The sequence below is a fragment of the Corynebacterium lizhenjunii genome, from assembly GCF_011038655.2.
Lineage (GTDB): Bacteria > Actinomycetota > Actinomycetes > Mycobacteriales > Mycobacteriaceae > Corynebacterium > Corynebacterium lizhenjunii.
On sequence record NZ_CP064954.1, the window covers coordinates 2,274,408 to 2,292,714 of the forward strand.

Annotated in this window: 16 protein-coding genes; 8 read left to right on the forward strand and 8 right to left on the reverse strand. The window is 64.3% G+C overall.

All coding sequences use genetic code 11. The annotated features are described in order from the left end of the window. Positions 1-110: 110 nt before the first annotated feature. On the forward strand, positions 111-1,397 hold the full coding sequence (locus tag G7Y31_RS10485) for a glycosyltransferase 87 family protein (RefSeq protein WP_165007242.1): 1,287 nt from the start codon (positions 111-113) through the stop codon (positions 1,395-1,397). Here the strand turns inward: G7Y31_RS10485 and G7Y31_RS10490 are convergent. The 3 genes from G7Y31_RS10490 to G7Y31_RS10500 are packed head-to-tail and all read right to left on the reverse strand — an operon-like array spanning position 1,295 to position 3,477. Beyond that, on the reverse strand, positions 1,295-2,464 hold the full coding sequence (locus G7Y31_RS10490) for a glutamate--cysteine ligase (RefSeq protein WP_244977380.1): 1,170 nt from the start codon (positions 2,462-2,464) through the stop codon (positions 1,295-1,297). The genes G7Y31_RS10485 and G7Y31_RS10490 overlap by 103 nt on opposite strands. A 10-nt stretch (positions 2,465-2,474) precedes the next feature. After that, complete coding sequence (locus tag G7Y31_RS10495) at positions 2,475-3,206, reverse strand: LytR C-terminal domain-containing protein (RefSeq protein ID WP_165007248.1); 732 nt, start codon at positions 3,204-3,206, stop codon at positions 2,475-2,477. 10 nt (positions 3,207-3,216) lie between these two features. Then, a complete protein-coding gene (locus tag G7Y31_RS10500) occupies positions 3,217-3,477 on the reverse strand; it encodes a DUF3263 domain-containing protein (protein WP_165007251.1) in 261 nt (86 codons plus the stop codon). Positions 3,478-3,520: 43 nt separating this feature from the next. On the opposite strand from G7Y31_RS10500, the gene G7Y31_RS10505 reads away from it, so the two are divergent. The 4 genes from G7Y31_RS10505 to cls are packed head-to-tail and all read left to right on the forward strand — an operon-like array spanning position 3,521 to position 7,604. Next, complete coding sequence (locus tag G7Y31_RS10505; RefSeq protein ID WP_165007254.1) at positions 3,521-4,135, forward strand: peptide deformylase; 615 nt, start codon at positions 3,521-3,523, stop codon at positions 4,133-4,135. Between the two features lies 1 nt (position 4,136). After that, complete coding sequence (locus G7Y31_RS10510) at positions 4,137-5,339, forward strand: N-acetylglutamate synthase, CG3035 family (RefSeq protein ID WP_165007257.1); 1,203 nt, start codon at positions 4,137-4,139, stop codon at positions 5,337-5,339. Positions 5,340-5,349: 10 nt separating this feature from the next. After that, a complete protein-coding gene (locus G7Y31_RS10515) occupies positions 5,350-6,141 on the forward strand; it encodes an exodeoxyribonuclease III (RefSeq protein ID WP_165007260.1) in 792 nt (263 codons plus the stop codon). A 5-nt stretch (positions 6,142-6,146) separates the two neighbouring features. Next, the gene (gene cls, locus G7Y31_RS10520; protein WP_165007263.1) at positions 6,147-7,604 is read left to right on the forward strand and encodes a cardiolipin synthase; all 1,458 of its coding nucleotides are present in this window, start codon (positions 6,147-6,149) and stop codon (positions 7,602-7,604) included. Between the two features lie 212 nt (positions 7,605-7,816). On the opposite strand, the gene G7Y31_RS10525 is transcribed toward cls, so the two are convergent. From G7Y31_RS10525 to G7Y31_RS10545, 5 genes are all read right to left on the reverse strand, one after another. Continuing rightward, positions 7,817-8,977 (reverse strand): HNH endonuclease signature motif containing protein, encoded by a 1,161-nt coding sequence (locus G7Y31_RS10525; protein WP_244977381.1) that lies wholly within the window; start codon positions 8,975-8,977, stop codon positions 7,817-7,819. 427 nt (positions 8,978-9,404) lie between these two features. Further along, complete coding sequence (locus G7Y31_RS10530) at positions 9,405-10,586, reverse strand: multidrug effflux MFS transporter (protein ID WP_165007267.1); 1,182 nt, start codon at positions 10,584-10,586, stop codon at positions 9,405-9,407. Further along, the gene (locus tag G7Y31_RS10535; RefSeq protein WP_244977382.1) at positions 10,583-11,350 is read right to left on the reverse strand and encodes an ABC transporter permease; all 768 of its coding nucleotides are present in this window, start codon (positions 11,348-11,350) and stop codon (positions 10,583-10,585) included. Before G7Y31_RS10535 ends, G7Y31_RS10530 begins: the two co-directional genes overlap by 4 nt. Then, complete coding sequence (locus tag G7Y31_RS10540; protein WP_165007270.1) at positions 11,340-12,278, reverse strand: ABC transporter ATP-binding protein; 939 nt, start codon at positions 12,276-12,278, stop codon at positions 11,340-11,342. The genes G7Y31_RS10535 and G7Y31_RS10540 overlap by 11 nt, the downstream gene beginning before the upstream one ends. Positions 12,279-12,288: 10 nt before the next feature. After that, positions 12,289-12,780, reverse strand: coding sequence for an NUDIX domain-containing protein (locus G7Y31_RS10545; protein ID WP_165007272.1), 492 nt, complete (start codon positions 12,778-12,780; stop codon positions 12,289-12,291). Between the two features lie 56 nt (positions 12,781-12,836). On the opposite strand from G7Y31_RS10545, the gene G7Y31_RS10550 reads away from it, so the two are divergent. From G7Y31_RS10550 to G7Y31_RS10560, 3 genes are read left to right on the forward strand one after another with little or no spacing between them, the layout of a single operon-like run. After that, positions 12,837-14,267 carry a hypothetical protein gene (locus G7Y31_RS10550; protein ID WP_165007275.1) on the forward strand — a complete coding sequence of 477 codons (1,431 nt, stop codon included), beginning with the start codon at positions 12,837-12,839 and terminating at the stop codon, positions 14,265-14,267. Beyond that, positions 14,267-15,283, forward strand: coding sequence for a glutamate ABC transporter substrate-binding protein (locus G7Y31_RS10555; RefSeq protein ID WP_165007277.1), 1,017 nt, complete (start codon positions 14,267-14,269; stop codon positions 15,281-15,283). Before G7Y31_RS10550 ends, G7Y31_RS10555 begins: the two co-directional genes overlap by 1 nt. Before the next feature lie 2 nt (positions 15,284-15,285). Next, on the forward strand, positions 15,286-17,919 hold the full coding sequence (locus G7Y31_RS10560; protein WP_165007280.1) for a serine/threonine protein kinase: 2,634 nt from the start codon (positions 15,286-15,288) through the stop codon (positions 17,917-17,919). Positions 17,920-18,307: the final 388 nt, after the last annotated feature.

Consider the following 18,307-nt stretch of genomic DNA (forward strand, 5'->3'; position numbering starts at 1 on the left):
CGCGCGGCATCGACAGACACGGCGGCGCTAGACAGTGGGGCAGCAGGCGCGGCAGGCGCGCGGACAGCGTGCGGCGGTGGGGTGGCGGGCGCACGCTAAGATGAAGCGCTGTGAAGAGACTTTATGGTGTGCCCACGGTGGCGGCGTTGCTCACCGCCTTCGTCGCGTGGATCTTGTGGCTGATTCCGCAATCGGATTTCCCGCACGCCCTGCACTGGCGCATCCCTATCGACCTCAAAATCTACCTGCTGGCCGGCCAAGAGGTGGCCGCAGGCGGCGACCTTTACGATGCCCCCTACATCGGCGACCTCCCCTTCACCTACCCGCCCTTTGCCGGGGTAGTCTTTAGCTGGCTGGCCGGTTTAAGCGACAACTGGATCATCTCCGTGTGGCAGATCGGTACCGCCCTGGCGCTATGGGTAATCCTGCTGCTGGTGCTGCGCAATCGCGACATCGCGCTGCGGCCGCTGACGGTGTACACCGCACTGGTCTTTTCTTTGGCGTCGCTGGCCATCGAGCCGATTCACGGCAGCTACTTCTTTGGCCAGATCAACGTCTGGCTCATGCTGCTGGTCAGCCTGGATTTGCTGCCTAAGCGCTGGCGGTTGCCGGGCGTGGGCATTGGCCTGGCTGCCGGTTTGAAGCTCACCCCGGCCTACCTGGGCTTGGTGTTGTTGTTCCAGCGGCGCTGGTGGGCTGCGCTGGGCAGCGTGGTCACCTTCGGTTTTACCGTCTGGTTGGGCTTGCGACTGATCCCCGACGCGATGGTGTTTTGGACCGATGCCATCTTCAACTCTTCCCGCGTGGGCGAGCACCTCAACCCCGGCGCGATGGCCCTGCGCTCCTTCCTAGAGCGCGAGTACGGCGTCGAAGGCGGCCCGCAGTGGATCATGGCGGTTGTGGTGGTGGGCATCCTCAATTGCGCCGCGGTGTTGGTGGCCATGTGGCGGGGCAACACGGCGCTGGCCATGTCGTTTAGCGGCCTGGGCGCCTGCCTGATTTCCCCGTTTAGCTGGTTCCACCACTACGTGTGGCTGGTGCCGCTGGCGCTGTGCATCTTCATTGGGGCCAACCAACTGCTGGGCCGCTGGCTGGTGGAAAGCCCCCGGTCCTTCCCCGGCGCGGGCCAGCTCACCGGCGCGCTTTCGCTGCTGGTCGCCATGGCCTCCATGGTGCCGTTTGTCTCCCAGACGGTGTGGCCAGAAGTCGCCTACCGCTCCTCGGAGGACTACCAGAGCATCTGGCCGCTGGGCCAGGAGTATTTCATTGGCGCCTGTATTCTCTACATGGCGCTTTATGCCCTGAGCGGCTTTGCCGGCAAGTCTCCAAAGTTGTTTCGCTCTAACTCCGCACAGGCCAGGTCCACTGCGGATTCCCACTGGCCGGTCTCCGCATAACGGGCCCGCTGGCGCTCATAGCCGGCCCCGGCGGCGATAATTTCCGGGATAATATCCAGCTCCTGCGCGCACCCCAGCTCTGCAGCCAGCGGGCGCAGCTGCTCCACCAGGTCCGCTAGCTCGTCTTTGACCCAGCGCTCCTCGGTGTCGCGGGAGGTGATCACCAAAGCGTCTAGCCCGTAGCGCGCCGCGCGCCACTTGTTCTCCGCCACGTGCCACGGTTGCAGGCTGGGCAGCTCCTGGCCGGCATCGATCATCCTGTCGTAGTGCACCACCAGGCAGTGCGTCAGTGCCACCACGGCGGATAGCTCGCGCAGGTTAGAGGAGGCATCGGAAACCCGCACCTCCACCGTGCCCCACTTTGATGCCGGGCGAATATCAAAGTGCATGGACCCAGTGTGGTTAATCACCCCGGATATCGCCTGGTCACGCATGTAGTCTTGCCACTGCTGCCAGGTTTGGAATTGGTACGGCAGCCCCGCGGTGGGCAGCTGCTGGTAGAGCATGGTCCGGTTCGACGCGTAGCCGGTGTCAATCCCCTGCCACCCCGGTGAGCTTGCCGATACCGCCAGCAAATGCGGGTACTTGGTCAACAGCGCATTGATAATCGGCCACACCCGGTCCTCGTGCGAAATGCCCACGTGGACGTGCGTGCCCCACAGCAGCATCTGCTTGCCCCAGTATTGGGTGCGGTTGATAATCTCCTGGTGGGATTCCTTATCCCCCACCGGGTTGTCTTGGTAGGTTGCCGTGGGGTGTCCCCCGGAGGCCCACAGCGCTAGCCCCAGTTCCCCGGCGGCCGCCCGCACTGCGTCCAGGCCGTGCGCTAGCTGGCCGATGGCCTCCGGCACCGTATCGCACACCCCCGTCACCAGTTCCACGGTATTGAGCAGGAACTCCTTTTCCAGGTGCACCTCCGGGGCGCGCTGGTGGACTAGCTCAATAACTTCCGGCCCACGGGAGACCAGCTGGCGCGTGCGGGGGTCTACCAGGCAGATTTCCCACTCGACGCCCAGGGTCGGCCGGGGCGAGCGCGCAAAGATTTCAGGGGTGGCGGCAACGTTCACGCCTGATAGTCTACTGGTTGACCAATACCACCGTGAGCGCCCGCCCCTGTTGCGGCAGCCCGTCGATGTTCTCCCGCGCAATGCCACCCAGCCGGTCCGCGAGTTCGCGGGCGCGGGCCTGGGCATCGGCATCGCCCGCGGGGAAGAACACGGTGGTCTGGGGCAGAATTTCCTGGTTGAAGTTGCCCACCTCGCCCACTGCGTAGCCGTCCGCCTCAATCTTTTGTGCTTCCTGCGCCGCCAGGCCCGCCACCGTGGAATTGTTCAGCACGTTGACCACCAGCTTGTCTGCCGATGCCCCCTCCCGGCCCCGCTGCGCCCCTTCCGCGCGTCCTTGCGCCCCGGCGTCGGCTGGCGCGCCGTTTTCTCCGGGGCCGTTCGCACCGCCCGGCGCGCCCGCACCATTCGCACCTTCCGGCGCGCCCGCACCGCCAGCACCGTTCGCACCACCCGGCGTGCCCGCGCCTTTCATGGCACCCGGCGCGCCCGCACCGCCTGCGCCATTCCCGCCGTGTTCGGGGCCGGTGGCGGCGGGGTTGGAACCTGCGGGGGAATCAGTATCGCGGGTCAAAGCGTAGAGACCCCACAGGGCCAGGGCTACCGCAACGGCGATGAGCACCATGGCCAGGCCGCGCAGGGGCAGAGTGGGGCGGGTATCGGCAGACTGGGCCTCAGTGGACTGGACATCGGCAGGTTGGACATCGGCAGACTGGGCAGCGGCAGAAGAGTTTTCGGGATTCACACGCGTAACTTTAGCTATCAGCCTCCTCAAGGGGCGGTGCGGCGCGCCGAAGATCCGCCCGGCGGTTGCGCAAACGCCGCAACCGGCCCACCAACACCGGAGCGGCAGCCAGCGCCGCCGGATCATCGACCAACTGGTTCAAACGCTGGTGATACCGCACCGGCGACATATCCAGTTGCTCGCGAATAGCCGCCTCCTTCGCCCCCACCGCGCGGGGGGCGTGGGCCTCAAAATCGAGGATGGCGACATCAAGCTCAGACAACTCAGACATGCCACCACAGTAGGCGCCCCGGGCACGGCTTAGACTATGAGCCATGACTATTCGCGAAATCGTCATTCACGGCGACCCCGTCCTTCACAATCCCACCGCACCCGTCACGGAGCCCATCAGCTCCCCGGAGCTCCAAGAACTCATCGCGGACATGTATGAAACCATGGACCGCGCCCACGGCGTAGGCCTGGCAGCCAACCAAATAGGCGTAAGCAAACGGCTATTTGTCTACAACTGCCCGGACACCGACGGCCCCGACGGCAGCGAGCTGCCCGGCGGCGGCATGCGGCGCGGCTGCGTGATAAACCCCGTGCTCGAGACCTCCGAGATCCCCAAGACCATGCCCGCCGACGACGGCTCCGACGACGAAGGCTGCCTATCCGTCCCCGGTGAAGGCTTCCCCACCGGCCGCGCGGACTGGGCGCGAGTCACCGGCGTAGACGAACACGGCGAAGAGGTTTCCATCGAAGGCTACGGCTTCTTCGCGCGCATGCTCCAGCATGAGACCGGCCACCTGGATGGCTTCGTCTACACCGACGTTCTCACCGGGCGCTACAAGCGCGCCGCCAAGAAGACCATCAAGGCCAACGGGTGGACCGAGCCGGGACTAACCTGGCTGCCCGGCGAGGGCCCCGACCCCTTCGGCCACGACGACTAAGATGAGCTACATTTTCCGTTCCGATGCCCCCGCCGTCGGCGACCGCGTGGTGGTGCGCCGCCGCTTCACCGTACCCGCTCCCACGACGGCGGAAGCTGGCGCAGATCCCAGCGCCGGGGCTGGCGCAGGTTCAACCGCGAGCGCGGAAGCTGGTGCAGATCCCAGCGCCGGGGCTGGCGCGGGTTTGGGCGCGGGGGCTGGCGCGGGCGGGTCGGTGGTGCACTCGGATGTCATCGGGCATGTGCTGTCGACTGACCCGCTCGTGGTGCGCCCGCAGGAAATCGGCGGCTACCCCTCCAACCTGGAGGCGGTAAAAATCCCTGCGGAGCAGATTCAGATCATCAAAAAGCTCTCCCCACGCATGGTGCGCAACTCCGATATCCGCGCCGTCGAAACCGCCACCGCAGCAGCCTTCCCCGGCAAGGAACACGCGTGGACCAGCGACGGCCAGTGGCTCATGCGCGCCGGCGACGGCGTGACGGAACGCTCCAACTCCGCCACCCCCCTGGGACCATCGGCCGGATTTAGCCCCGTGCCGCTAGACGAGATTCGCGCCTTCTACGCCCGCCACGGGCTGCCGGTGCAATTGGAGATCCCGGAGCGCATCGGCAAACCAGCCGAAAAACTCGTAACCCAACCCGGATGGCAACTAGGCCCAGAAATAACCGTCATGGTGCGATCACTGACCCAGGAACCGCCCGCACCGGCAGAGGCGGAACGGGACGGGGACGTACCGGAAGGGGCGGCATCGGCAAGCACGGTAAAGGACAGCACGCCCTGGCGCTTTGAGATTACAGACCAGCCGGACCCAGACTGGCTGGAGCTATACCATTTCCGCGGGCAAGCCCTGCCAGCCGAAGCGCTGCGGTACCTGCGGCAACGCATAGACGGGACCATGGGGTTCGGGCGGCTGCTCGACGCCACCGGGCGCACCGTCGCCATCACCCGCGGCACCCTGACCGAATCCGGCGACGGCACCTGCTGGCTCGGATACTCCGCCGTCGAAGTCGCCGCCACCCACCGACGCCGCGGACTGGGAACCGCCCTCGGCCTGCACATGCTGGACTGGGGACGCAACAACGGCGCACAACGCGCCTACCTGCAAGTACTCAGCAGCAACATCGCCGGCATTGGCCTCTACCACAAGCTGGGATTCATCGAACAACACCGTCACCGCTACGCCACCGAAGTAGCGCCACGGTAACCTGGTCTTCATGCGAATCGCGACGTGGAACATCAACTCCGTGCGGGCGCGCACCCAACGCGCCATCGACCTCATGGCCAAGCACAACCTGGACGTGATGTGCCTCCAAGAAACCAAAGTAACCGACGGCAAATTCCCCGCAGCCGCGTTCCACGACGCCGGCTACCACGTCGCACACCACGGGCTCAACCAATGGAACGGCGTGGCCATCATCTCGCGCGACGAACCCGAAGACATCCGCGTGGGCCTGCCCGGCCAGCCCGGGTTCCACAAAGACCCCACAAAGGAGCAGACACTAGAGGCCCGCGCACTGGGCGTACGGCTGCGCGGAGTCGACATCTGGTCTCTCTACGTGCCCAATGGGCGCGAACTGACAGACCCACACTACCAGTACAAACTGGCGTTTCTTTACGCAGCGGCGCGGTATGCGGAATCTCACTCGCGCGGCAAACTGCTCATGGCCGGGGACTTTAACGTCGCGCCCACGGATGGCGATGTGTGGGACATCGGGGCGTTTCGCGGCAAGACGCACGTCAGCGAACCGGAACGTGCGGCCTTCGACATGCTGCTTGAAGCCGGGCTGCGCCCGCTAGAGCACACGGAACCGTACACGTACTTCGACTACAAAGGCGCGCGCTTTGAACGCGGCCAAGGAATGAAGATTGACTTCCTGCTGGCAAGCGCGTCCCTGCCGACAGGACAGGCGTTTGTCGATGTCGCCGAACGCGCCGCCGAAGGCACCTCCGACCACTGCCCGCTAGTCGCCGAACTAGACGTCACCGACTTTGACTCGGTGCGCTGACACTGATGGATATCCATATTGATTTTCCCGCCTGGCAAGGTGTGGCGGTAACCATTGATTACGCCATTAAAGCCATAGCCGTCGGCATGGTGCCCGAAGGCCGGCGCCCGTCCAGCTCCACAGCGTGGCTGCTGGCTATTTTGCTGCTGCCCTTCGTCGGCTTGCCGCTGTTTTTGCTCATGGGCTCGCCCTACATCAACCGTCGGCGCCACAAAATCCACAAACAAGCCCAGGCCGCGATTCAAGACGTGCAGGCGGAACTGCCGGACCACCCTTCGGACAGGCTACCGGCGGAAATCGAGTCCATTTTGAAGCTCAACCGTCGCCTGACGGGCTTTCCCGCCATGGACGGCGAGCGCGCCATCATGCACGCGGACTACAACTTGGCCATAGAGGAAATGGCGGCGGCCATCGACCGCGCCCGCAGTTACGTCTACGTCGAGGTCTACATCCAATCCTGGGACGAAGTCACAGACGTCTTCTACCGGGCGTTGGAGCGCGCCGCCGCCCGGGGCGTGACGGTCAAATTGCTACTAGACCAAGTGGGCAGCCTGAAATACCCGGGCTATTTTAGGCTGGGCAAACGGCTGACCGCGGCTGGCCTCGACTGGCGGCTGATGCTGCCCATCCACCTCCACCGGCTGCGTTTCCGCCGGCCGGACTTGCGTAACCACCGCAAGATAATTGTCATCGACGGCCAGGTGGGCTTCATCGGCTCCCTGAACCTGATTAAGCGCCAGTACAAGACCAAAGACCGCGCCTGGGTGGATTACATGGTCGAACTCCACGGACCGATTGTGACGTCCCTGGAGACCATGTTTGGTATCGACTGGTACACCGAATCCGGCGAGGTCCTCGAATTCGAGCTACCCGAGCTGGAAAAGAACAAAAGTCCTGAAACCAACTACCTGCAGCTTATCCCCTCCGGGCCCGGCTTCGACACTGAGCCGAACCTGCGCATGTTCAACTCCGTTATCCACCACGCCAAGCAGCGGCTGATTCTGGCGTCGCCGTATTTTGTGCCCGACGAGTCCATGCTGGAGGCCGTGACCACCGCCTGCTACCGCGGCGTCGAGGTCGAACTGTTTGTCTCCGAGGAAGCCGACCAATTCATGGTCCACCACGCGCAGTCCTCCTATTATCAGGCCCTTCTGGAGGCCGGGGTGCGCATTTACCAGTTCCCCAAGCCTTTTGTGTTGCACTCGAAGTTCTTGCTCGCCGACCCCGCCGACGACCTCGCCCTGTGCATGTTCGGCTCTTCCAACATGGACATGCGCTCCTTTGGTCTCAATTACGAATCCACCATGCTGGTCGCCCAGGGCAACTTGATAGACAAGTTCAACACGCTTGCCGATAACTACCGCGCCGTGTGCTACGAGCTCACCTTGGAGGAATGGAACCGGCGCGGTTTCTTCCGCCGCTACATCGACAATGTCATGCGCCTGACCTCCGCTTTGCAATAGCTTGCCGATGCCCCTCCCCGCACCCCTACCACTCCCTTGCCCGCGCTTCTAGCCCCTCCGGCTGCCTGTTTTCGGCTGCCGTGGGGCTGGGGTGCTGCGCTGCGTCGCAGGTGGCGGGACGCTTCCTGGCGCGTTGCGCTGCTTGCTGCGCTACTCGTTGCGCAGCCTGTCGCGTCGCGCTTGGCGTGCTGCCGGCGCTGCGGGCACGGGGGTTAGTTGGTGGGGCTAGTCGGCACCGGGACACCACCACCAGGTGACTGCCACGCCACCTGCCCACCAACCCTTACCATCCGACCCCGCCGGACGGGCACTCCTCCTGGCGGGTGGTCTTCATTGGCACCATTATGATGCGGGCATAACACCGTGAGATTCCTGATGTTGGTTTCCCCACCATCAGCCCACGACGTGATGTGGTGGACTTGGCACTTATCAAACGGCACGTGACAATCCAACCACGCACACTCAGGGCTCTCCGCAGCAAGCAGGAGGCGCTGCTTGTCGGTGGCAAAGCGTTCCATACGGTAAACATCCACCGGACCATGCACCCGGCTAAGGATTGCGACAAACCCGTGCTTGAACAAAATGCGCTCAGCTAGTTCTTTCCCAGTCATCCGCGCCCCATTATTCGCCCGAACAATAATGTCGCCAGCTTCCCCCGCGCCGCCTGCGTTAGCACCGCTGGTGTTGGCATTGCCTGCGTTGGCACTGCTTGCGCTGGCACTGGTGTGGGTGTTGCCCGTGAGGTCTGCACCGGTGCCGGTGGCACTGGTGTGGTTGCATTCGTTAACGGCGAGCAGTTTGGCGAAGGTATCTAGCTGGAGGGTAATCATGGGGATGTAGTTCAACCGCCCGGCACCACCTTCACCACGCACCAGGTTAAAGAAGCTTTCTGCCGGGGCATCCTGATCGATAGCATCGTAGACATCAGTAATGTCCACATCGCGAGCAGTAATCGACATGGTGGCTGTGCCATTGGCGTAGCGACGTATAGAGACTTTTTCTACCGGGGTGTCATCCTTCGGGTTCCATTCCCGGCGTAGTTTACGCGCCACAGTAGTGAACTGGCCTGCAGGTGTGGCGCACAGGTGTTGGCGCATCCTCCACTGCTGGGTGGTTTTGGTCTTGGTGACTTCGCGTTCTATTTCTTGCATGGCGATAAGCCCATGTCCGTGGCGCTGTGCCCCTTTAATAGCGCTCCTTTGCCTGCGGCTAGGCTGGCCAGGCCCGCAGTACAGCTGGTAGAGGCGCACCAGGAACTCTGCGGTATCTGGTGCAACACCTAAGCCCTCCAGGTCTGTGGTGGTGGCACGCGCAAGCTGAGGCAGTGCGTCGATGACGCTGCCTAACAGGGCGGCGATGTTGATCTCGTTCATGGTGTTGACGCTAAGGCGATTGTGCAACCCCGCGCAAGGGGAATTTTGGGAAAACCCGAAATCTGTGGATAACTCGGCGAAAATGTGCACTCTATTAGACAATTGTCGAAGAATTCCACAGGGAGAATGCCACAAACGTGACATAATCTAGCCCCGCACGGACAAACGGGGTGCTGACTCAGCCTGGGCCGGCAATAAAACAGCGGCGCGCGCACGCGGGGCGGGGCCGCAAAATGGGTTGCGTGGAGAACGGGCAGACTGTGGCGCGCGCACGCGGGAAAGGGCCGCGAACTGCGTTGTGCGGCGCACGGGCGGATTGGGACGCACGCGAGAGGGAGCAGCGGCAGACTATTGCGGCGCGCAGGGAGGGAACCCAGCCTAGCCCGGTAAGGGGCTGAGGCGGGTGAGGGAAAGGGGCATCGGCAAGCTAGGGTGTTGCGCGGGCAAGGGCGCGAACGGACCAGAAAGCAGCGACAGCGGCCAACGCACCGCTGCAGAAGATGCCCAGACCCATAGTGGCCGGCGGGTAGGAGCCGAAGCCCATCAGCGGGGAGACCGCGCCGCCCAGCAGGGACTGCACGCAACCCATGACGGCAGAAATGGAGCCGGCGTAGGGGCGCATGTAGCCGGTGGCCAAGGCGGTGGAGTTGCCCATGATGACGCCTACGGGGGCGGTAGCGAGCATCACCAGTGGAAGCACCACGGCCGGGCCGGCGTGCAGAGCGGTGGCCACAGCGGCACCCGCCCCGCCACAGACCATAAGCACCGTCCCGGCGCGCAGCATGGTGGCCGGGCCAACACGGCCGACAAGACGCCCATTGACCACGGTGGTGGCGAAAATCCCCAGGGCGTTTAGCGCGAAGAGCAGCGAGTAGACCCGCGGGCTAAACCCGTAAACGGACTGCACCACAAAGGAAGAGGCGGAAATGTAGCTAAACAGCGCCGCGAACGCGAAAGCAACGGTGAGAATAAACCCCCACAGCACGGGGGTGCGCAGGACGCGCGCGTAGTTGCCGGCGACGGTGCGCACCAGGCTGCCGGTGCGCGCAACGCCGCCGCCGGTTTCAGGCAGCAGCCAATACGCCAGCACCAGTTGGAGGGCGTGCAGGCCCACGAGGACCCAGTAGATGCCGCGCCAGCCAATTGGCTGCGCAAGCAGGCCGCCTAGAATCGGCGCGACGGCCGGGGCCAGAGCGCCAATGGCCATGAGCAGGGAAAACGCGCGGGCGGCGGCCTCACCGCTGAGCAGGTCCGGCACCACGGAGCGCGCCAGCACCGCGCAAGCCCCGCCGCCCAGGCCTTGGAATATGCGCGCCGCCACTAGCGTGCCGATGCCCGGTGCCATCGCCGCCACTGCCGATGCCCCAAGCGCCACCACCGCCCCCGCCAACAGCAAGCGGCGCCGGCCCACGATGTCTGAGACCGGCCCGATAAGCAGCTGCCCCATGGCCATGCCCACAAAGAAGCCGGTCAGGGTGAGTTGGACCTGCGGTTGGGTGGCGCCGAACTCGTCGGCAATCTGCGGCATGACCGGGAGGTACATGTCAGTTGCAAAAGGCGCTGTTGCGGACAACAGCGCCAAGACAAACAACAAGGGGGCAGAAATCATGCGTCCCGTTTTACCAGGCTGACTACTCCTAGGATCCATAGGGCTAGCCCCCAGCCCATGAAGACGAAGAGGTAGCCCCAGACGTTGCCTTCGAGGGGGCCATCGGCGGCGGGGATGTCGCCCAGCCAGCCGCGCAGGGCGTAGAAGGGGGAGAAGTGGACGGCGTCGGAGCCGATCTTGGGGATCAGCTGAACCATGGTGTCAATGCCCCAGAAGAGAATAAGGCCCACGGCAATCGAGCCGGCGGATTGGCGCAACAGCAGCGCCAGGCCTTGGGAAAAGAGCACTAGCAGTGCGGTTCCCAGGGGGAATGCCCACAGGGCTCGCTGTGCGGCGGGATCGGAAAACAGGGTGGTGTAGCCGCCGTGGATTTCATCGGCAAGCAGGCCGGCCAAAAGCAGGGCCGCTGCTAGGCCCACCAGCATGATGACTGCGGCGACGACAGCGTAGAGCAACAGCTTGGCGGCGGCGACGACCTCGCGTTTTGGCGTGGCCAGGTACACCGGGACTTGCAGGTTGTAGCGGTATTCGGTGGTGACCACCATGATGGCCTGGATCATCAACACCGACAGGTTGAGCCACTGGAGGCCGGAGACCAAGGCGGCGGCGTCAGCGATGGCGGGAGCTCCCTCGAACAGTGACGTCGCCGTGGTCACCAGCCATGCCCACACCAGGGTGAAGACGAAGAACAGCGCGGTGGTCCACCAGAAGGACTTAGTTGAGGTCAGCTTGGACCATTCCGCGCGCAGAACGTTAAGCAACATTGCCGTCCCCTTTCGTGCCGGCGTGGTACTGGACATCATCTTTAGTCATGTGCATAAACGCTTCCTCCAGGGAGGCCCGGCGCGCGGTGAGTTCGGCCAGCGGCACGCCCACAGAGTAGGCCAATTTGCCCACGTAGTCGGTGGTGGTATCCGGCACCACCAGGCGGGCACGCCCTTCGGCGTCGGTGTCTTGGGTGGCGGAAAGGCCTTCGGCGCGCAGGGCATCGGCAAGCTCGGACAGATGTTCGGCACGCACCAGGACGGCTGAGGCGGCGTGGTTTTGGACAAACTCGCCCACCGGCTGGTTAGCAATCAGGCGCCCGCGGCCGATGACCAGCAGCTGGTCCGCGGTCTGCGCCATCTCTGAGAGCAGGTGCGAGGAAATCAGCACGGTGCGTCCCTCAGCGGCCAGGGAACGCACCAGGGTGCGCACCCAGTGGATGCCTTCTGGGTCTAGACCATTTACTGGCTCGTCCAGGAGCAGCACTTCCGGGTCTCCCAGCAGCGCGGCGGCTAGGCCCAGACGCTGTCCCATGCCCAGGGAGAAGCCCCCGGCGGGCTTGCCGGCGACATCGCTAAGCCCCACTATGCCCAGTACCTCATCAACCCGCCGCAGCGGAATCCCGTTGGAGTGCGCTAGCCACTTCAAGTGATTCGCGGCGCTGCGCCCGGAGTGGACCGCTTTGGCATCCAGCAGGGCGCCGACTTTGCGCAGGGGTTGTTTCCATTCGGCGTAGGGTTTGCCGTCAATGAGCGCCTGCCCGGCGATGGGCCGGTCCAGGCCCAGAATCATCCGCATGGTGGTGGACTTGCCGGCGCCGTTGGGGCCGAGGAACCCGGTGACTTGCCCGGGGGTGACCGTAAAGGTCAGGTCATCTACTGCGCGGACTGACCCGTATTCCTTGGTCAATCCTTGTACGTCAATCATGCGCACTACCCTACCGGCAAATCTCGCGCAGCCGGGGCAGTGCTTGGGCAAAAGGCTCCAGCAGGTCCAGTCCGGTGGTTCCGGCCCACAGCTGGGTTAGCGGAACCCAGCGCAATTCTACGGACTCGGCGTTGGCTTGGGTTTCTAGCTGGCGCGGTGCGGTGGCTATCACGGTGGTGTATGTCCAGCCGCTGGGCCCGGGTCCGGCGGTGACTTCCTGCGCGACGACGGTGACCTCGCGGCTGTCAATGCCGCATTCTTCCACAGTTTCGCGCAGCGCCGCGGCCTGGGCGGATTCCCCGGCATCGCGCGCGCCACCGGGAATGCCCCAGGTCCCGCCCATGTTGGTCCAGGGTGCCCGGTGTTGTAGCAGCACCGCGCCGTCGGCGATAAGAAACAGCCCGGCCGCCCCAAAGCGCCCCCACACCGGCTGCCCGCTGGGCCCCTGTGCCCAGCCGTCGCCGCTGCCTTGCTTGCCGATGCCCTGCCTACCTGTAGCCATGCCTGCCATCCTAGCGGGGAGGGGGCATCGGCAGGCTAAGTGTGTATTCTGAAGCAATGACTAAGCCCGCACCGACTGATGGCGTGGTCACGGACCATTGGCTGGATGAGGTCACCTCGCCCTCGCAGCCGCTGTTTGACCGCGCGACGCACCGCGCTATGGCGTGGTTTGCGGGGCCGGCGCGTCTGGTGCGGCAGGCCTACGGGTTTGTGGCAACCACGCCGGGCAAGCTGACGGCGCTAACATTGGTGCTCACGGTGGCTATTGGGGCGGCGGGGCTGTCGATGGCGAATTTTTCTTCCGTACGCCACGAGCGCCTGGATGTGCTGCTCAATTCGACGGAGCCGATGAACTCCGCGGCGCACAAGCTCTACACCTCGTTGTCTTTGGCAGACACGGTAGCTACTACGGGGTTTGTGCAGGTGGGGTTGGAATCGGCGGACTCGCGGGCGCGCTACCATGCCGCGCTGGACCGCGCTACGGTGGCGGCGACGGAGTCGGTGCTGGGCACGGACTCGCAGGATAGGGAGATCCGCGAGCTGGTGGTCTATATTCAGCGCCAGTTGCCGGTGTATGCGGGGATGGTGGAAACGGCGCGCGCGAACCACCGGGAGGACAACGCGGTGGCCGTGAATTACATGTCCAATGCCTCTGCGCTGATGCGCGAGGAGATTCTTCCGGCGGCCGCCGAGCTGTTTCGCCTGACCGGCATCAAGGTCGAACAGCAGCAAAACGAGTTAACCTCACCGCAGTGGGTGCCCATTTCCGGGTTCTTGGCGGCATTGGCGTTGTTGTTGGCGGCGCAGTGGTGGCTGTGGCGGCTATCAAGACGGCGCTTTAACCGCGGCTTCCTAGCGGCCACGGCACTGCTGGTGATTGCGCTGGCCTGGGTAGTCACGGCTAATGTTTTGACGTGGACGGCCGGGTCGCAGCGCTTTGAGTCCACCGCCGCGCCGTGGGAGCAACTGACCAATGCGCAGATTGCCGCGCAGCAGGCGCGCACCACGGAGACGTTAATGTTGGTCTCCCGCCAGGCGTCCTTAGAGTCTACCGGTGGGGTGGGGTTTGAGCAGATGCTCAGCCAACTGCACCAGGCGTTAGATGCCTATGAGGACGCCGAGTACTTGGAGCGTTCGCAGCGCTTTGCGGTGTATACGGCGCGGGCAGCGGCCGATAATTGGTCTACCGCCCACCACGCGCTGGTGGCGGATTTGAGCGCCGGGCGCTACGACCGGGCCGTGGCGCATACCACCGGCATGTCGCAATCCGGCAAGCCGCTGGGAGCGGTGTCCGCCGCGGAGTCTTTTAATAAGGTAGACCATTCGCTAACGGAGTTGATTGCAGATACCCGCGATGTCATGCGCTCCTTCATCCAAGACGGCGTGCGGGCCAACCGCGCCCTGGGCGGCGGCGTGGGCGCACTAACGGTACTGGCTATCATTTGCGTGTGCTTGGGCATTCGCCCCCGGCTTCAGGAGTATCTGTGATGAGTATGTGGCACTGGTGGCGCGCCCAGGCGGCAGCGGGCGCGCTGTGCATCGCGGCTGTTTGCGCTGCTGGGTGCGCTTCTGCGCCCGAGCCTGCCGACGGCTTCATCTCCTCCAACGATGCCCCCGTGGGCCGGCCCCTGCCCGCCGGTTCCGAGCTCCTGCCCGCCGCGGAGTTCGCGGATAGTTGGTCCCCCACCGAGTACGCGGACTTGCGGGGTTCCCTGCGCCCAGATGACGCAGCGCCGCAGCAGCGCGTGGAGTCCATCCACCGGCGCGGGCGGATAATCGTGGGCGTAGACCAATCCAATAACCTTTTGTCCTACCGGGACACCCAATCTGGGCAATTGCAAGGCTTCGAGGTGGACCTGGCCCGCGAGATTGCCCGCGACATCTTCGATGACCCGGACAAGGTGGACTTCCGGTTTGTCACCTCCGCCGAGCGTGCCGATGCCCTCCAAAGCGGCCTCGTGGACGTCATCATCCGCTCCATGAGCATTACCCCGCAGCGCCAAGAAGAACTCGAGTTCTCCCTGCCCTACCTGGCCACCTCCACGCGGCTGCTGGTGCTGAAGAACTCCGGGATTACCGGCGTGGAAGACCTGGCTGAACGCACGGCGTGCGCGGCTGCGGGGTCGACGTCACTGGGCATCGTTGGGCAACGTGCCCCCGGCGCCACCGCCCTGGCCACCCGCAACTGGGGCGATTGCCTGATGGCCCTGCAGATGGGCCAGGTTGATGCCGTGGTTACCGACGACGCCCTCCTCTCCGGCATGGCCGCCCAAGACTCCTCCCTGGAACTCGTCGGCGTGCCCCTGTCCACCGAGTATTATGGCGTGGCCGTGCGCAAACCGGACCACCATTATGATTCGCGCGGGCTCATCCGCCAGGTCAATTCCACCCTCGAGCGCGTGCGCCGCGACGGCACCTGGCAGCGCAGCTTCACCACCTGGTTTGGCCCTTACCTGCAACCTACCCCGCTACCCGCGCCCAATTACCGCGAGGAGGATAACTAGCCATGAGCAACCCCCGCCCCAATCCGCGCACCCAGTCCGCCGATGCCCCCGCCGCGTCCACCTCACCCGCCGCTTCCGGTTCGCCCAGCACAGGCGGCGCGTCCAACGCAGGCGGCGCGACCAGCGCGGGCGGCGCAGGCGGCGCGACCAGCGCGTCCGAGCAGGAGGCCGCGACGGAAGCCGCCTTCTTCGACCCCTTCGCCGACGACCTCGACGACGACCTCGCCGACGGCGGGGCCGCGACCAGCGGGGTAGCCTTCGACCCCTTCGCGGACGACCTCGATACTGACGACCTCGATACCGACAACACGAGCACCAGTGCAGTCGCCTTCGATCCGTTTGCCGATGACCTCGACGCCGACACTGGCACCAGCGCTGTCACCTTCGACCCCTTCGCGGATGAGGACCCGGACGAGGACAACATCGCCGCGCTCATCGAGTCCCTGTCCAATTTGCGGGACAACAACCCCACGCAGTCTTCGCGTGAACAGGCACTGAACACCTTCCGCCAGCGCCGCTCCGCCGCGCGCACCGACCGCGAGGTTGCCGATGGCATGGTCTCCCTCCCCTTCGTGGTCCCCAATGATCCCCTCGACGCGCTCATTGACCCCGAAACACAAACCGGCAGCCGCGCAAACCCCGTGCCCGCACCTCAGCTCCAGCCCGGGGACATGGTGGCTAGCCAATACGAGATTCTAGGCGTCATCGCCCGAGGCGGCATGGGGTGGATCTACCTGGCCAAGGACCATGTGGTGTCAGGCCGCGTTGTGGTGCTCAAGGGCCTGCAATCCCACAAATCCGCCGAGGAAGCCGCCGCAGCCGCAGCAGAGCGGGAGTTTTTGGCAGACATTACCCACCCGGGCATCGTCAAGATCTTCAACTTTGTCGACGATGCCAGGGTGCCGGGCGGCTTCATCGTGATGGAGTACGTGGGCGGGCCCTCCCTGCGCGCGCGGCGCAACCTGCAGCCGGGGCACCTGCTGCCCATCGACATTGCCATTGCCTACCTGCTGGAGGTCCTGCCCGCGCTGGACTACCTGCACTCGCGCGGGGTGGTGTACAACGACTTGAAGCCGGACAACATTATTGTCACCGAAGACCAGGTCAAACTCATTGACCTGGGCGCCGTGTCCGGCATTGAAGCCTACGGCTATATCTACGGCACCAAGGGATTCCAAGCCCCGGAGGTCGCCACCCAGGGGCCGTCAATTGCCAGCGATATATATACCATCGGCCGCACGCTCGCGGCGCTGACGCTACAACTGCCACGCGACGAGGACAACATCTATCTGCCTGGTATTCCCTCGCCCACCGCCGAGCCCATGCTGCGCAAATACTTGTCCTTCTACCGCTTCCTGCTGCGCGCCACCCACCCCGACCCGGAGCAACGCTTTAGCACCGTCCAGGAAATGCGCATTCAGCTCTACGGGGTGTTGCGCGAGGTCATCGCCCTGCGTGATGAAATCCAGCACCCCGCCCAGCACTCCGCCTTCTCCCCACAGCGCACCACCTTTGGCACCAAGCACCTGGTGTTTCGCACGGACCAGCTCATCGACGGCATCGAACGCACGGTGCGCATCACCGCCCCCGAGGTGGCCGCGGCGCTGCCCTCACCGCTGCTGGACCGAAGCGACATCGGCGCGCCCCTGCTGCAAGGCTATTCCTACACCGAGCCCCAAGAGGCCCTGGAAACCCTGCGCCAAGCCATGCAAACCCCCGAGTACGCCCAATCCGTAGAAATCCCCTTCGGCGTGGTGCGCTCCATGATTGACCTGGGCTTTATCGGCCAGGCGCGTTCCTGGCTGGACTCCATCAAGGAGACCCAGGGCGATAATTGGCGCTACTATTGGTACTCCGGCCTGACCGAGCTGCTGCTGGACCGCTACATCCCCGCGCAGGAATACTTTGCGCAGGTGCTAACCATTTTGCCCGGTGAGGCCGCACCCAAGCTGGCGATTGCGGCTGTGAATGAACTCATCCTCCAGCAGCAAGGCTTTAACGATGCCTCCCTGCTCACCCCCGAAGTCTCCCGCGCCGTTTCCGGTATCAACACCTCCCTTGCAGAGCTTCCCGATACCGCCTTCGAAGACCAACCCGGCATCTGGGACCATGTGACCACTGATCCGGCCCTGCTGCGATTTAACTCCATGCGGCTCTACGCCGTAGTGTGGGCCACCAATCCCACCACGGTATCCTCCGCCTTCGGGCTGGCGCGCCAACTGCGCACCGAACACCAAATTGAGCTGGCCGTATCCACCTTGGACCGCGTGCCCAATGCTTCACGCCACCATCGTATGGCGCGGCTGACTACTATTGTGCAGCTAATCGCCCACGGGCTCTCAGAGTCCCGGGTGCGCCGAGCCGCCCGTCGGCTCGAGGAAATCCCCACCAACGAGCCACGCTTTTTGCAGATTAAGGTTGCCGTCATCTCTGCAGGACTAAACTTCCTGCGCAACTCCGACCTGGACCACGCGGCTTCTCCCAATGACCTATTTGAGTACCCATTCTCCCAGCGGGGCCTGCAGCGCGGCCTGGCCGAGACCCTGCGCGCCCTCGCCCGCCAGGCCCCTTTCAGCCGTCACCGCTACGCCCTAGTCGACCTGGCCAACCAAGTCCGCCCGGTTACCATGTTCTAGGCCGGTTACCATGTTCTAGGCCGGTTACCATGTTCTAGGCCGGTGACCATGTTCTAGCTGGCCTTTCGTGGTGCACTTGCCGAGGGTCTGGGGCTGCATGTTTGTCCCGGGTCTGGCCCCCAGTCCTAGCTGGCCTTTCGCGGGCCCGACAGTCAATCTGTCGTGTACCGGCGCGGTTGCCGCTGGTCGCTCGCACAACGGTCCGCGCAGCACCGCATCCACCGCCTGGCCACGCAGACTACGCTGACCACGCAGGCCATCCAACCCGCCCGGACAACACAGACCGCAACCCCATCCGTCACTTCAGCTACCTGGATACGAAACTAGCCCGCGACTTATACAAGTAGACAAATTCAAAATCCGCGACCTGGGAAAACCCTACTGTCCT